The organism is Citrobacter sp. RHB35-C21 (genome assembly GCF_013816515.1).
Taxonomy (GTDB): Bacteria; Pseudomonadota; Gammaproteobacteria; order Enterobacterales; family Enterobacteriaceae; genus Citrobacter; species Citrobacter braakii.
In genome coordinates this window covers 649209-664065 of record NZ_CP057147.1, presented here as the reverse complement: position 1 = coordinate 664065, position 14857 = coordinate 649209, and the positions used below count along the sequence as shown (strand labels likewise).

Sequence of the window (14857 nt, the reverse complement as noted above, 5' to 3'; positions counted from 1 at the left end):
TCGGCGCTGTCTCTCGGTTTTGGCGATGGCGTGAACGGCTCAATGCAGGCGCTGCTACCATGCGAATCCCCCGCAGCCCTAAGCATTCCCAAGATGGATGTGTTAGCCACGATTTGCCGAGGCATCCACGCTAAGCGACCCGTCGCCATCCGCTACTACTCGATGAGCAGCGGCGAGTCCGAGCGGGTAATTGTGCCCTTTGCTTTGGTTGATACCGGCATGCGCTGGCACGTCCCTTTGATCGCAAGAGTAGAGAGTTTCGGGATTTCGTCGTCACCCGCATCGAAGCACCAACATTGCTCGACGAGGAGCCACAAGCCAACGAACGACAGGATAACGACATCCAGTGGACGCGCATCGTCGAGCTGGATTTCGTGCCGTACCCGAGCGTTGAGCGGCCCGATATTATCAAGATGGACTATCGTCGATGCTACGCTGATCCACGCGCCCAGTTCATCCAAGAACCAGGACGGCAAGCGCGACCCGGAAATGCACCAGACCAAGAAGGGGAACCAGTATTACTTTGGCATGAAGGCGCACATCGGCGTTGATGATGAATCGGGGCTGGTACACAGCGTGGTGGGCACGGCAGCCACCGTGGCGGATGTCACCCAGGTCGACAAGCTGCTGCACGGCGACGAGAACGTCGTCTGCGCCGATGCCGGCTACACCGGCGTCGAAAAGCGCTCCGAGCATGCCGACCGAGAAGTGATCTGGCAGGTCGCAGCACGCCGCAGCACCTACAAGATGCTCGATAAACGCAGCGCCCTGTACAAAGCCAAGCGCAAGATCGAGAAAGCCAAGGCGCAAGTGCGAGCGAAGGTAGAGCCCCCGTTTCGCGTGATCAAGCGGCAGTTCGGCTACACCAAGGTACGTTTCCGAGGGCTGGTGAGGAACACTGCACAACTGGTGACGCTGTTTGCCCTGTCGAACCTATGGATGGCCCGCCGACATTTGCTGGCAAGCGCAGGAGAGGTGCGCCTGTAATGCGGAAAATGGCCGTCGCAAGGTGCTCGCGACGGCTGAAAGCACCGAAATGAGCGGGTGATCCGATCGTTTTTGATCGGTTCACCGCTTTCAAAATCAGCAGTGGCTGAAGTCAGCCGGAAATACAGGGCTACTTCAGACCATCCCTAGCTAGGGCTCGTAGTTCGGCGCAAGGCTGAAGTCGCTTGGCTGCTTCGCTGTGCAGATCCATGACCCACTTTCCATCAAACTCCCGGTTGTAGTTCCACAAGCATCTCGCGAGTCTTGCCGGCCCGCTCCACTAACAAGACCACAACATCTCCAACGTTCTTGTCGTCTAGCCGGGCCTGTAATGTGGTGACGTCGTCGACGGCGATACCGTCGATGCTGATAACGCGATCGCCGGGCACGATGCCGCCTGCGGTGACCTCGACGCCGACGAGCCCGGCCCTGTGCGCCGCCGAGCCCGGCGTCACGCGCAATACGAATACGCCCTTACTGCCGGTCAGCGCCTGCAGACGCGCGTTGATCTGCTCATCCACCTCGATGCCCAGTGCCGGACGGATGTACTTGCCGGTCTTTATGAGTTGCGGCACCACGCGCATGACGGTATCGACCGGCACCGCAAAGCCTATGCCGGCCGAGGCGCCAGACGGACTGTAGATGGCGGTATTGATTCCGATCAGCCGCCCAGCCGAATCGAGCAGCGGGCCACCGGAATTGCCGGGGTTGATGGCGGCGTCGGTCTGGATCAGGTGATCGATGGCCGGGCCGCCCGCTTCTCCCGGCAACGAGCGGTCGAGCGCGGAGACGATACCAGTGGTGAGCGTCCAGTCCAGGCCGAAGGGGTTGCCGATAGCGAACACCTTCTGACCCACCTTGAGGTCGGCACTGGTGCCGACCGGCACGGCCGGCGGGCGCTTGAAACCGACGCCGATCTTGAGCACGGCGATGTCGTGCGCGGGGCTCGTCCCCACCAGCGCGGCCTGGTAGTCGCGGCCGTCGGCCAGTTTGACGGTGGCTTCGGACGCGCCCTGGATGACGTGGAAGTTGGTGACGACGTGGCCGGCGTCGTCCCAGATGAAGCCCGAGCCAGTGCCGCGCGGCACGGAGAACACGTTGCGCGTCCAGACATCGCGTACTAATTGCGCGGTGGTGATGTAGACCACCGAGGCGCGCGATTTTTCGAACAGTTCGATGGTGGTTTTCTCGTCCGCCGCCAGATCGCCACGCGCCATCACGGTGCGTTCTGCTGCCTCGCGCGGACTGAACCATGCCTCGATGGCGGGCAGAAACTGCCACAGCAGCATGAGCGCGGCAATGCAGGCGGTGATGAAGAGCCCGCGCCGGACGAAGCGGTCCGGCGCGGGGCGTTGGTACGGGTCGAGATAGGCCATGAGACGTCTCCTGTTGATGGGCAATCAGCGCCACAGCCCGCTCGGGCGCCAGCGCGGTGGGCGCGTCGCCAAAGCAGATTCCGGCAAAAAATGGGGCGCGCGGAGTGGCAACGCTGATGCTGGCCCAGGCGCCAACGTCAGCAGGCGTGCGATGCGCTCTTGCGTTGCCGGACGCGTGCGCAAGCAGGAGGGCTCGGGATTGCCCCATCCCGACCATGGCCAGGCACGCCAGGAGCGGCTGACCCGCTCGATTTTTGCCAGCGCGGACGCCAGCCCCTGCGGGTCGCCAGTCAGTTCCGCCGCAAGGCGGTCAGCGTCGAACTCACGCACGCGAGACAAGCCGAGCTGTGCGAGCAGGGCCAGCTGGGGCGATGCGGCCAATAACAATAGACCAGGCCAATAGACCTCCGCCGCGCCAACCAGCTGCGCGGGCAGGCTGAGCAGGATCGCGATCTGTCCCATAAGGGCCAGTAGGCTCGTGAGGCGACTGTCGGAATCCGCCAGCCCCATGACACGCAGATCCTCATTAGCGATGTGCGCGACCTCGTGCACGAGCACACCCGCCAGCTCGCGTGGGCTCAGGCTGCGCAGCAGGCCATCGGTGAGGGCGATCGATGCCTCCTGCTTCGATCCGGTGGCGAAGGCGTTGACGACGGCACTGGGCACATAGTGCGGCACCGGCGTGGCGGGCAAACCGGCACGGGCGGGCAGCTCGCGCAACAGGGCCCACATCTCGTGGGCTTCTTGCGGGTGCAAGGCCCGTACGCGGTACAGGCGCAAGCTCAGCGCCGACGCGGCTACCGGTTCCAGCAGCAACGCACCTGCAACGGCAAACAGCGCGAGCCACAGGCAGCCTTCCCCAAACGGCAGTCTCCCTGCTGCGGCTGCGATCCCGACCAGGGTCAGGACCAACAGCCCGGTCTGCAGGCGGTTGAGCCAGCGGTGTTGCAAGAGCGCCGTGCGCGGATCACTGGGATGATGACGGGTCATGCTCAGAGGTCTCGGCGGCGCGGTCGCCGCGCTTGCGCAGCAGCCAGTAGGTCGCACCCAGAGCCAGCGTGGCGCTTGCCAGCGCGGCTATCTTTGCGGGGCTCGCGTTGGAGTCGAGGATCACGAACTTGCGGGAGAGTGCGATCAGCGCGATCAGGACCACCGTCTTGACCTGGATGATGCTGTCCCGACGCAGCGCCACGCGCACGATGGAATGCTTGAACTCCATCGCGATCAAGAGCGTCATGATCATGCCGAACACGCTCTGGAATACCTCGTGGTCCAGGGGATTGAAGGCATCTAGAACCAGCAGCGTGAAGACGATGGAGATGAGCTGGAACAGCGACACCACGATGATGACGGCGATCACCGCCGACAGCACGAGCGCGACGACCTGCTCGAAGCGCTCGTAAAAACTCATGATGGCCAATTGGTCACGTAAGACCTGAAATGGGTTAAGGCGTGTTGATTTCATGACGATGAACTCCCTGGAAAACGGCTGCTGTCGAGACGGCGGCGCATTGCGCTGATGTGTCCTTCAATCAGCTCGGTCGACATGCCAAGCGTCGACATCACCTGTTCCGCCAGCCCAATAGCTGCGGCAAAGGATTGCTGATACACGCGCACGTTGGGCATGGCGCGAAATGCATCGGCCGCGGTCGTACTTCTGCATGACACCCACAAGGTCAGCGCCGGACGGCGCTCGGCAATCGCCTGGGCGATGCGCAACGCTTGCTGGGCATGGGCGAACGTCAGCACCACCAAGTGCGCATGCGTCAAGCCGGCAGCCAGCAAGGTATCGGGCCGACTGGCATCGGCATGGAACACCGGCGCGCCGGCGGCACGCGCGGCCTCGACCTTCTGCGCGTCCGCCTCCAGCAGCAGATGCGCCACGCCGGCGTGGCGAAGAATCTCGCTGACTGTCAGGCCAAGCTCGCCCGCGCCGCAAATGATGACATGGTCTCGATATCGCGTCGTCTGCGCGGCGATCTCGACTTCTTCAGCCTGGGGTGGCTGAATGACGCCGCCGGTGCGGCTCAAGAACCGGGCAAGTACATCGTGATGGCGGATCAGTAGCGGTGCCAGGGCCATGCTGAGCACCAGCGCGACCAGCATGGGTTGGACGACGGTCGCGGGGATCAGATGCTGCTGCAAGACCGTGCCCAACAACAGCAGGGCGAACTCGCCGCCGTGCCCCAACGCTATGCCCGTGCGCCAGGCATCGAGGGCGGACAGGCGCGTCGCCCGCAAGGCCAGCGTATTGAGCAGGATCTTGACCGGTACCAGCACCACCAGCCACGCCAGCACCGCCAGCGGTGCCGAAAGAATCTGTGCTGCGTCCAGTTGCAGGCCGATGGTCACGAAGAACACGCCCGACAACACATCGCGAAACGGCCTGAGGTGGCTTTCCATGTGGTGCCGGAAGTCGCTCTCGCCCAGCACCATCCCGGCGAGGAAGGCCCCCAGGGCGGCAGATACGCCGACCGCGTGCGCAGCGGCGGCGGCGGCCACCACCACGCACAAGGAGACGAGCACGAACGATTCCTCGTGGCCCCGCCGCGCCACCCAGCCCAGCAGGCCATGCAACAGACGGCGCGAGGCGAGGGCCGCTGCCGCGAACAGCAGCAGCACACCGAATACTTCGAGCAGCACATGCTCGATCTTCGGCGACTCGCCGCGCGCCCAGATCGCCAGCAAGGCCAGCAGGGGCACGCTGGCCAGGTCCTGAAAGACCAGCACGGCGATGGCACTGCGTCCGTGGCGGGTGGTGAGCTCGCCTTGGTCGGCCAGTTGTCGGCTGACCAGCGCCGTGGACGACATGGCCGCCGCAGTGCCGAGCAGCGCGGCGCTCTGGCCGGGCTGCCCCAGCCACATCAATAGCAGGATCAGCGGCGGGGCCACGGCGATCATCTGCAGAGCGCCCGCCATCAGCACCGTCCTGCGGGCGAGCCAGAAGTCTCCGAGGGAGAATTCCAGTCCGACCATGAACAACAGCAGCGCCACGCCCAGCTCGGACAGAAAGCTCAGCGTCTCCCCCGGCGCGATCACGCCGATGACTGAGGGGCCCAGTACAACGCCGACAGAGAGATACCCCAGCAAGGCGGGCACTCTGAACGCCGCCGTCGCCATCGCCGCCAGGCTGCAAGCCGCCAGTAGGATTAGTGTAGTGCCGAGCAAGCCCTGCATCGGTCAGCGTCCCACTTGCGTCGACGTCCAGCGCACGATGTCCTGCGCGCCCATCACGCCGGCCTGACGGGCGATCTCCCGCCCACCCTGGAACAGGGCGAGCGTCGGGATGCTGCGGATACCGAACTGCGTGGCCAGGTGGGGCTCAGCCTCGGTATTCACCTTCGCCAGCCGGATCCTCGGTTCGAGCTGGTGCGCCGCTTGCTGGAACTGTGGCGCCATCATCTTGCACGGCCCGCACCATGGCGCCCAGAAATCGACCAGCAGCGGCAGATCGCTGCGCTCCACGTGGCGCGAGAACGTCGCCGTGGTCAACTCGATGGGCTCGCCCGTGAACAAGGGCTGCTGGCAGCGGCCACAGTTGGGATGTTCCGATAGCTTCGCAGTCGGTACGCGGTTGATGGACTGGCAATGCGGGCAGACAAGGTGAAGATCATTCTTCATGGTTCGCCTCCTTGGACCACAGTGAGGCTGCCTCGTTTCGGGTCACAGACAATGCCGACCAATCAACGCTTTGGAGCCAATCGTTCCCGTTTTTGCTTACTCCGGCCTCTTCCAGATGAGCAGCGATGAATGCTTCGGCCTGCATGAGCCACCTTCGGACAGCATCTTCCTTACTAGGAATCAGCAGGATTTCAGAGACGCTGCTGGCATTCAGCCCGTCCACACGGATAAGCAGAAAAATGCGCCGCCACAAACGCGGCATGTCCTTCAGCAGGTCAAATGCAAAAGCGAACTCGCTCGACCGATCAATCAGCTCCTCCTGTTCCGCGATCGTTGCGACATCGGGATGCTGACTGCCAGCGAAAATATCGGCCAGCTTGAGTGTGTCATCGTGCTGATAAAATTCGAAGATTTCCTCTTCCACCATGGCCTCGGCCACGTCTTGGGCATCCGGTTCGACCGGCGCGTCCAGAGAAACGGATTCGCCAAATTGCCGGCTGCTTGCCACTTCGTTATCCAGGACGGCGAACAGATGCTTCAAAAGACCGGTGTAAGCCTCTTTTTCCCCCGGCACGGATTGCCATTCCACCTTAGCTCGGACAATCGCTTCATCCACCACGTCGCGCAGCGTCGGATAATCGCGCGGTAAATCGCCGACGGCCCGCAGATAAGCCAGCTCACGCCTTGCGACAGCCTCAAGTTTCGACAGTAGAGGCATTCGGGGCACCTCGGCCTCATGGGCGGCTGATGCGGGTTTTGCGGCAATCTGCACCTTGAGCTCGCGCAAGCGCTCGCGTCGTGCTTTGCGCTTGATTTGATCCTGAGCATGCAGTCGGTCAAAATGCTTCCTGGCCTGACGGAACAACGACTGTGCGAGCATCTGCGCGAGGGGCGTCAGCTCGTCATGTGATGCAGTAACGCTGACAATCTTTTTGCCGGGCAGGTGCATATAGCCACTGGCCAGAAATTGCCGCTTGATCTTATCGCGATCAAGGACGATTTGAAGTCGCGCTGAATCTTTAGTGTGTTTGTCGAGCAATGGCTTGAGGGCGTGCTCGATCACATTTCCCAAAGCTCTCTGCCAAGGTTCATGAAACTCTTTGTCGATAGCTCGATAGCTATATTGTATCTGCATGTATGACTCCTTCGATGTCATTTCTATGGAGGCATGAATCGAGGATGCTCATATCCATAGATTTTGGTTTGGCACGCTCTTACCCCAGGCGCGTTTTGCGAAGACTCCAACTCAAGAACAAAAGCGTGACGCCATAGACTGCCGCATGGAAACCCAACAGCCAGCCTGCGGCCACGAATGACTCGACCGGACGGGTAAAAAATATCCACAAGACGATAGCACCAAGGATAATCGAGAGCAGTCCACTGAGGGCAAGCCAGATTTCACCCTTGATTTCCCGACGCAGCCGAACGGCGGCGGATATCTCCAGCACACCGGTGAAAATCGCCCAGAAGCCCACGCTAGCCCATAAAAAAGAAGCCAAGACTATCGTGGCGACCCAAGGAGCAACCAGGACGACGACGCCCGTAAGTATGCCGACAATGCCGCTGAACAGCAGCCAGCCCCAGCGCTCTTTTTTCTGGATATGGCGCACCGCTGCAAACAAGTTGAACGCGCCATTGACCAAGGAAAATGCGCCGAACATGATGGTCATGGCCAACAGAGCCGATTGTGGCATCCAGAACGCGAGGGCTGCAAAAATCAATGCCAAGACACCGCGCAGCACAAAAAGCCACCAATTTTGGCTCAGCGAACACAGTGCTTTGGTGGGGTCATCCGCATTGGAATTGGCGATGGTGTCTGTGTTCATGCAATATCTCCTAAAGATCTATACAAAATAAAAAATCAAACACTCATGGGACAAGAGAGGGGGCGCTATGCGCCCCCTCTCCAGCGGTTTCAGAACAACCTGGACAGTTTTGCCTTGACTTCATCGAGCCAGCCTTTTCCGCAGCCTCCCCCTCCCGTCTTTTCCTTGATTTTCTTGAGTTCAGCGTACAGGGGCTCAAAGTCCTTCCTTTTTCCATAGCCCAGCAGTTCTGCCATTTCCAACTGCTGCCGGGCTTCGTTCAACAATGTCTCCAGGCGCTCATTGGATGCTTCGCTGCGCTGACCATCTTCTACCAGGGGCTCGGCGCGCTTCAGGAGCAGCTTCGCACGCAGGACGGGCAGCGGAAGCACGCTGCGCTCCTCGACCAGCGTGCTGAGCGCTGACTGCAGCGCGGCTTTGGCTTCTTCGATCTTGCCCTGATCGATCAGCGGCACGACTGCCTTCACGGCTGCGGGATAGGACGCCAAAGGGATGTTGGTGACCGTGATCACGATTTCACTGGCCAGCAAAGCCAGCACGTGGCGAGCCTGTTGCACCTCGCCATGTTTGAGGGCATCCAGCGCCTCGTCGGTCATCGCCTCAATGGTTTCCGTGTTGGCGAACAAGTCGTGCACGATGGTGCGCACATCAACGCCGGCCAGGGCGAGCGTGGGTTCGCGCGCGACGATCAGCTCCAGCTTTCCCGTCACTTCGGCCAGCGTTGCCAATGCGCGTGCAGTGTCCTTGCCGTCAAGTGCGGCCAGCGCTGATTTGGTCAGCGACAAGGCCGAGACTGCCTCATCGAGGACTTGTTTACGTTTGTCTGCCGCCTGTGAGTCCGTTTCTTTCTGAACCTCAGGCTGTACCTCCGTGACGACTTCAGGCTTGGACTCTGGACTGACAGGAAGGCTGCTTACCGCGGCCTGTTCGTTTATTCCTTCGTTCGTCGCATTGGGATTCGGTGTTTGCTCATTCATGGTGATATGCCTCGTATGAGATAGTGAAAATAGGCGAATCTATTGGGGCTGAATGCGAACATCGCGAGACTGACCGGCAGAGCAGTCAGCCCCTTCATCACCTCAAAACAGCTTTTGGATGCGCGTCTTCAACTCGTCGAACCATCCCTTGCCGCTTTTGCCACCAGCCGACTTTTGCTCAATGGACTTCACCTGATCGAAGATGGGTTTGAAGTCCGCCTTCTTGCCATAACCCAGGATCTGCGCCATCTCGATCTCCGTGCGCACGGACGACAGCAAGGTGCTGAGCTCCTCGTTCTGCTTGGCATCGCGCCTGTCGGTCTCGGCCAGCTTTTCAGCTTTTGCCATCGCGGCTTCGGCCCGTAGCACGGGCAGAGGAAAGGCGACCGAGGTCACCACCAGCGTGTTCAGTGCTCGGACGAGTTCCGCTTTGGCGTTGTCGATCTCGCCGCTGTCGATGAGCCGTGCGGCCGACTTGATCGCTGCCGGGTACGTTGCCATCGGAAGGTTGTCGGTTTGGATTACGATTTCGCTGGCCAGATTGGCAACGATGGGCCGGGCCTTTTGCACCTCGCCATCACCCAACAACTCCCGAGACAACTTGACCGCTTTCTTTACCGATTCCACGTTGGCGTGGATATCGTGGGTGATGACGCGTACATCGACCGGCGCTAAAGCAAGTTTGGCGTCGCGTGCCAATACCAGTTCCAGCTTTCCGCTGGCCAGTTCCAGCGCAGCAAGCGCCTCCTTGGTATTCTTTGCATCAAGGAGGGTCAAAGCCTCCTGGGTCTTGGTGAGCGCCGTGATGGCGTCTTGAGTGAGCTCGGCACGCTTTTTATCGGCTTCCCGGGCGGCCTTGTCATCTACCTGTGGCTGTGCCGCCTTGGATGCGGCAGAGGGTGCTGCAGCACCTGGGCTAGAACCTGCCGCCGATTGGGCCAGAGCCGGTCCGCTCAGTCCGACGACGACCGCCAGGGCAAGTGCGGAGAAGGTGTATTGTGGCTGTTTGATATTCATGATCTTGGGCTCTTGGTTGAAGTTAGTTGACTGAGATTTCAATCTGTTTCGGTTTGGCTTGCTCGGCCTTGACAAGCCGCACTTCCAGCACGCCGTCTTTCATGGAAGCCGTCACCTTGGTCGGATCAACGTTGTCAGGCAAGACAAAGCTGCGCACAAAGCGGCCATACGCACGTTCGATGCGGTGGAACTTCTTGCCCTGCTCCTCTTTTTCCAGTTTGCGCTCGCCGCTGATGGTGAGCACACCGTTTTCCGCGCTGACGCGCACGGCATCCTTGGGGACCTCCGGCAGATCCAGCTTGAGGAGGAATGCGTTCTCATCCTCGCTGATGTCCGCCATTGGTGCCCAGTCCGCCGTGGTCATGGCTTCGTTGCCGGTACGGGCGCCCTGTCGCTGGGGTATTCGTCCGAACATCGTCGCCAGGCGGTTTTGCAATTCATCCAGTTCCCGGAAGGGGTCCCACGGAGTCAATGCAGACATATCGGTTCTCCTTGAACAATGCCGACGAATTGGATGACGCACTGAACAGAGCCGTCGGTTTACTCTGAATGGCACCTACTACTGTTTTCAGTTCCGAACAAGTCCTTGAGTCAATTGACGGATATCGCTTTCGTCGAGCGTTTCCCGCGCCAGCAGCTCGCGCGCACAGCGCTCCAGCACCGCGCGGTTGATGTCGAGAATCCGGTAGGCGTGCTCGAACACGCCCATCACGATGCGTCGCTCGCCGACTTCTTCTTGCGCGAGCCTTTGCCAGCGTCGCCGTGCGGCGTCTCGGTCGCCTTCGCGACATCCGGCTGCTCCGGCTCGGCCGGGGTCTGCGGTAGCTCTTTGCGTTCGAACACCACGCGTTCGGCCTTGTCGTCCCAGCGTGCGCTGGCGTGATCGCCCTTGCCGATGCTGCCACCGAGCATCTCGCGCGCCAGCGCAGTTTCCAGCTCGCTGCGGATCAGGCGCTTGAGTTCACGCGCACCGAACTCGGGTTTGTAGCCTTCTTCCGCGAAATGGTCGATCAGCGTCTGATCGAAAGTGAGCGTCACGCCCTGGCTGGCGGCGCTGCGCGCCACGCGATCGAGCTGCAGGCCGACGATGTGGCGGATCTCCTCCTTGCCCAGCGCATGGAAGACGATGATCTCGTCGATGCGGTTGAGGAACTCGGGCCGGAAGTGGCCGCGCAGCACGTCCATGACCTCGGTCTTGGTCTTTTCGTACTCCTCGTCGGCCGCCCCACGCGCCTTCAGCCGTCGCTGGATGATGTCCGAACCCAGGTTGGACGTGGCGATGATGATGGTGTTGGTGAAATCCACCACCCGGCCCTTGCCGTCGGTGAGGCGACCGTCGTCGAACACTTGCAGCAGGATGTTGTAGACGTCAGGGTGTGCCTTCTCGATCTCGTCGAGCAGCAGCACGCTGTAGGGCTTGCGCCGCACCTTCTCGGTGAGCTGACCGCCTTCGTCGTAACCGACATAGCCCGGAGGCGCGCCCACCAGCCGCGCCACGGTATGGCGTTCGCCATATTCCGACATGTCGATGCGCAACAGGGCGTGCTCATCGCCGTAGATCGATTCGGCCAATGCCTTGGCGAGCTCGGTCTTGCCCACCCCGGTCGGGCCCAGAAACAGGAAGGTAGCCACCGGTTTGCTGCCTTCGCGCAGGCCGGCGCGGGACAGCCGCACGGCATCGGCCACGGCACGGACCGCCTCGTCTTGTCCCACCAGGCGCTCGTGCAGCCGTTGTTCCAAGTGCAGCAGCTTTTCGCGCTCTTCCACCGTCAACTCGTTGACCGGGATGCCGGTCAGGCGCGAGACGATCTGCGCCACGTGTTCCGCCTTGACCTCTGCACTGCCGGAGGCCCGCTCCCGCTCCCAGTTCTCGACGAGCTTCTTGAGCTCGGCCTCCTTGGCTTCGATGCGCTTGCCGAGCTCGGCGGCCTGGTCGTACTGCTTGCGCGCGGCCACGTAATCCTGTTCACGCCGCAGCTGGTGCAGTTCGGACTCCAGCTCCTGCACGGCCACCGGCCGGGCCGTGGCCGACAGCTTCACGCGCGCGGCCGCCTGGTCGAGCAGGTCGATCGCCTTGTCCGGCAGGAAGCGCGCCGTGATGTAGCGGTCGGACAACTCGGCCGCCGCGATGATCGCGTCCTCGGAGATGCTGACCTTGTGGTGCGCCTCGAAGGTGTCGCGCAGGCCGCGCAGAATCATGATGGTCTGGGCCACCGTCGGCTCGGGCACCGTCACCGGCTGGAAGCGCCGCTCCAGTGCGGCATCCTTCTCGATGTATTTCTGGTACTCGTTCAGCGTCGTGGCGCCGATCAGGTTGAGTTCACCGCGCGCCATCATCGGTTTGAATACGTTGGCCACGTCCAGCCCGCCTTCGCCACCGCCCTGGCCGGCACCGACGATGGTGTGCACCTCGTCGATGAACAAAATCAGCTCGCCCTGGTGCTCGGTCACCTCCTTCAGCACCTTCTGCACGCGCTCCTCGAACTCGCCGCGATATTTGGCGCCGGCCACCATGGCGTTGATGTTGAGTTCCACCAGGCGCTTGTCGCGCAAGGTCTCGGGCACTTCACCCGCCACCATGCGCTGCGCCAGCCCTTCGACGATGGCGGTCTTGCCCACACCCGGCTCGCCGATCAGCACCGGGTTGTTCTTCTTGCGCCGGGCCAGCACCTCGATGGTGGTTTCGATCTCCTGCGCGCGGCCGATCACCGGGTCGAGCTTGCCGTCGCGCGCCATCTTGGTCAGGTCGCGCGAGTACTTGTCGAGTTCTGGCGTGTTGGTCGGCGTCTCAGCGCGTCCATCCTCGGCGCCCTTGCCGACCACCTTGCTGACCTGTTGGCGCAGCGCCTGCGGCGTCAGGCCGTAGCGGCGCAGCAGGTTGGCGGCCAGCCCTTCGCCTTCCTCGGCCAGACCAATCAGGAAATGCTCTGGACCGACATAAGAATGGCCGAGTTCATTGGAGGCCACGAAGGCGCGGCTGAGCGCATCCTTCACGCGCGGCGACACGCCGATCTCGCCCTCGAAGGGCTTGTCCCCGCGCTTGGCCTCAGACTCGATCTGCCGCTTGAGGTCATCGACCTTGATCTTGAACTGACCCAGGATGGTCTTGACCACGTCGCTGTCGGCCAGCGCCAGCAGCAGATGTTCGGTATCCACCTCGGAGCGGCCAAATTCGGCAGCGTGTTTGGCGGCCTCCTGCAACAAGGCTTCCGACTGTTCGCTGATGCGGCTGGCCAGCCCACTGCCGCGACGGCGCGGCGCACCCGAACCTGCGGCGGTGGGCTCGCCAAACGAGGCATCGACCACGTCATCGGTATCGGCGGCAACTGGCGTCGCGTCGTCGCCGATGCGGAAGAAGTCACTGCCGAGGAAGTCCTCGAACAGGCCGCTGCGCGAACCGAACAAGGCTTCCAGCGGCGAAACGGTGCGCTTTTGCTGGCGCACTAATTGCCGGTAATGGTCGTCGCACAACAGCATGGTGCTGTGACGACCGTTGAGATTGGCTTCCACCCGCACGGTGGCGGGTTGGCCGCAGACCTGGCATTGTTTTCTGGCCATGCTGATGCTCCTTAGAAGGTTGAAAAGGTTGAGGCGACGAGGCATCGCGAGCCGCGACACCTCGTCTCGGGACGGGTTTTTCTTGTGACGAACGAGCCGGCGACGTCAGCCGTTGATCGGGATCGAGCGTCCCTGCTTCGGCGCGCTGACCTCGCGCTTGTCGATCGTGACCGTGAGCACCCCGTTCTTGAACGATGCCTTGATCGAATCCTGGTTGGCGTCGTCAGGCAGGTTCAAGGCACGCTGAAAGCTGCCGTAGGAGCGCTCCACACGGTGGAAGCCACCTTCCTTCTTCTCCTGTTCCTGGCGCTTCTCGCCACGCACCATCAGCACGTCGTTGTCGAGGGTGATCTGGATGTCCTTCTCCTCGACACCGGGCACTTCCAGGGCAATCTTGTACTGCTTGTCGGTTTCCTGGATGTCCAGGGCCGGCTTCAGCATGCCCGACCAATCGGATGGCCACTGCGGCATGTTCAACGCCGGAAAACCGAAGCCCCGGAATGCGTCATCGAACAGCCGGTCGATTTCCCGACGCAGTTGCAGGATCGGGCTGACTGGCCCGCTCGCCGCTGGCAGGTCATTGCGCTGCACCGGCAGGGAAGAGGCGGTCTGCTGCTCTTGCTGCTCGTTCTTGAACCAGTTCCAGGGAGCCAACTTCTTGAAATCGATGTCCATGTCATACCTCCAGAAAAATTGGAAAACGAGTTACTCAAGCCCTTTGCCTGCTGCGACGGGCAGTGCGCCCAGGCGACACGGGCTGCTCGGATGACTTCTGCTGTTCACGCTTGCGCATCACCTCCTTCTTTGCTCCGGCTCGGGTCTGATCATTGATGCACTGATCGATTTCACTTTGACGAAGCCGCCACGTCCCGCCCACCTTGAAAGCCGGAATTTCCCCGTGTGCGGCGAGCCGATAAAGCGTCCGCTTGCCGACTTTCAAGTACGCAGCCAATTCATCGAGCGTGAAAATCACCTGTAGGTGCGCTTTCATCTCACCCTCTCCAATCGCGTCGCTTTGCGGTTCCGGCCAAGGAAATCCTTGCAATACTTTGTAATACTAGACCTACTATGAAAAACTTCAGGAGTCAAGAGTCAATGTGCAGCGTTCTCCCGCCCCATTGATGCAGGTCAACTGCTCAGGCAAGGCACAGGGGGGCGGCCTGATCAGGCAATGGACAGCGCCTGGCTCCTCAGCCTGCGTGTGCCACAGGCGCCTCGATCAAACACCGATCCTCACGTTGTAGCCGAGTGCCCGCAGCCCCTTGCTTGTCTGCATGTTCCTTGGCGGAAACTCGTCTGGGCGCGCCCAGACGACGATTTCCCCGAGGCTGCTCAGGCCAACGTGCGGAATTGCCCAGTCGTCGCTGCGGATCGCGTTCCAGAGTCGGGCCGAAACACTTCCGTTGCCCCAGACAACGTAGTTCAACAGTATCCGTCCGGCCAACACACCTTCCCGACACCGCCGCCGAAGGCCATGGCCCATCAAGCGGATTTT

General features: G+C 61.5%; 15 protein-coding genes and 1 pseudogene. 1 reads left to right on the top strand and 15 read right to left on the bottom strand.

Annotated elements, in window-relative coordinates; genetic code table 11:
- Positions 1–417: 417 nt before the first annotated feature.
- A pseudogene (locus tag HVZ39_RS03255) lies at positions 418–987 on the top strand (IS5 family transposase); the annotation flags it as partial.
- 224 nt (positions 988–1211) lie between these two features.
- Here HVZ39_RS03255 and HVZ39_RS03250 read toward each other — a convergent pair.
- The 15 genes from HVZ39_RS03250 to HVZ39_RS03180 form a co-directional block, all read right to left on the bottom strand.
- Positions 1212–2363: a trypsin-like peptidase domain-containing protein gene (locus HVZ39_RS03250; protein WP_000323729.1), complete on the bottom strand. Its 1152-nt coding sequence runs from the start codon at positions 2361–2363 to the stop codon at positions 1212–1214.
- 24 nt (positions 2364–2387) lie between these two features.
- On the bottom strand, positions 2388–3353 hold the full coding sequence (locus HVZ39_RS03245; protein ID WP_162648845.1) for a zinc metalloprotease HtpX: 966 nt from the start codon (positions 3351–3353) through the stop codon (positions 2388–2390).
- On the bottom strand, positions 3331–3828 hold the full coding sequence (gene psiE-GI / locus HVZ39_RS03240) for a heat resistance protein PsiE-GI (protein ID WP_000843382.1): 498 nt from the start codon (positions 3826–3828) through the stop codon (positions 3331–3333). Before psiE-GI ends, HVZ39_RS03245 begins: the two co-directional genes overlap by 23 nt.
- A complete protein-coding gene (kefB-GI, locus tag HVZ39_RS03235) occupies positions 3825–5540 on the bottom strand; it encodes a heat resistance system K+/H+ antiporter KefB-GI (protein ID WP_019077719.1) in 1716 nt (571 codons plus the stop codon). The genes psiE-GI and kefB-GI overlap by 4 nt, the downstream gene beginning before the upstream one ends.
- A gap of 3 nt (positions 5541–5543) precedes the next feature.
- A complete protein-coding gene (gene trx-GI / locus HVZ39_RS03230) occupies positions 5544–5984 on the bottom strand; it encodes a heat resistance system thioredoxin Trx-GI (protein WP_000786816.1) in 441 nt (146 codons plus the stop codon).
- Entirely contained in the window at positions 5974–7119 is a 1146-nt protein-coding gene (locus HVZ39_RS03225) for a hypothetical protein (protein ID WP_181633220.1), read from the bottom strand. Before HVZ39_RS03225 ends, trx-GI begins: the two co-directional genes overlap by 11 nt.
- Positions 7120–7198: 79 nt before the next feature.
- A complete protein-coding gene (gene hdeD-GI / locus HVZ39_RS03220; protein WP_001090779.1) occupies positions 7199–7810 on the bottom strand; it encodes a heat resistance membrane protein HdeD-GI in 612 nt (203 codons plus the stop codon).
- 89 nt (positions 7811–7899) lie between these two features.
- Complete coding sequence (yfdX2, locus tag HVZ39_RS03215) at positions 7900–8787, bottom strand: heat resistance protein YfdX2 (protein WP_019077722.1); 888 nt, start codon at positions 8785–8787, stop codon at positions 7900–7902.
- 102 nt (positions 8788–8889) lie between these two features.
- Complete coding sequence (gene yfdX1 / locus HVZ39_RS03210) at positions 8890–9804, bottom strand: heat resistance protein YfdX1 (RefSeq protein ID WP_049043024.1); 915 nt, start codon at positions 9802–9804, stop codon at positions 8890–8892.
- Positions 9805–9826: 22 nt separating this feature from the next.
- Positions 9827–10285 (bottom strand): small heat shock protein sHSP20-GI, encoded by a 459-nt coding sequence (hsp20-GI, locus tag HVZ39_RS03205; protein WP_001275372.1) that lies wholly within the window; start codon positions 10283–10285, stop codon positions 9827–9829.
- 87 nt (positions 10286–10372) lie between these two features.
- Positions 10373–10513, bottom strand: a complete 141-nt coding sequence (locus tag HVZ39_RS03200) for a hypothetical protein (RefSeq protein ID WP_016154560.1) — start codon at positions 10511–10513, stop codon at positions 10373–10375.
- The gene (gene clpK, locus HVZ39_RS03195; protein WP_162648844.1) at positions 10513–13362 is read right to left on the bottom strand and encodes a heat shock survival AAA family ATPase ClpK; all 2850 of its coding nucleotides are present in this window, start codon (positions 13360–13362) and stop codon (positions 10513–10515) included. The genes HVZ39_RS03200 and clpK overlap by 1 nt, the downstream gene beginning before the upstream one ends.
- A gap of 105 nt (positions 13363–13467) precedes the next feature.
- Entirely contained in the window at positions 13468–14037 is a 570-nt protein-coding gene (hsp20, locus tag HVZ39_RS03190; RefSeq protein ID WP_000350437.1) for a small heat shock protein sHSP20, read from the bottom strand.
- 34 nt (positions 14038–14071) lie between these two features.
- On the bottom strand, positions 14072–14353 hold the full coding sequence (locus HVZ39_RS03185) for a helix-turn-helix domain-containing protein (RefSeq protein WP_000643630.1): 282 nt from the start codon (positions 14351–14353) through the stop codon (positions 14072–14074).
- Between the two features lie 228 nt (positions 14354–14581).
- Positions 14582–14845: a hypothetical protein gene (locus HVZ39_RS03180; protein ID WP_001295708.1), complete on the bottom strand. Its 264-nt coding sequence runs from the start codon at positions 14843–14845 to the stop codon at positions 14582–14584.
- Positions 14846–14857: the final 12 nt, after the last annotated feature.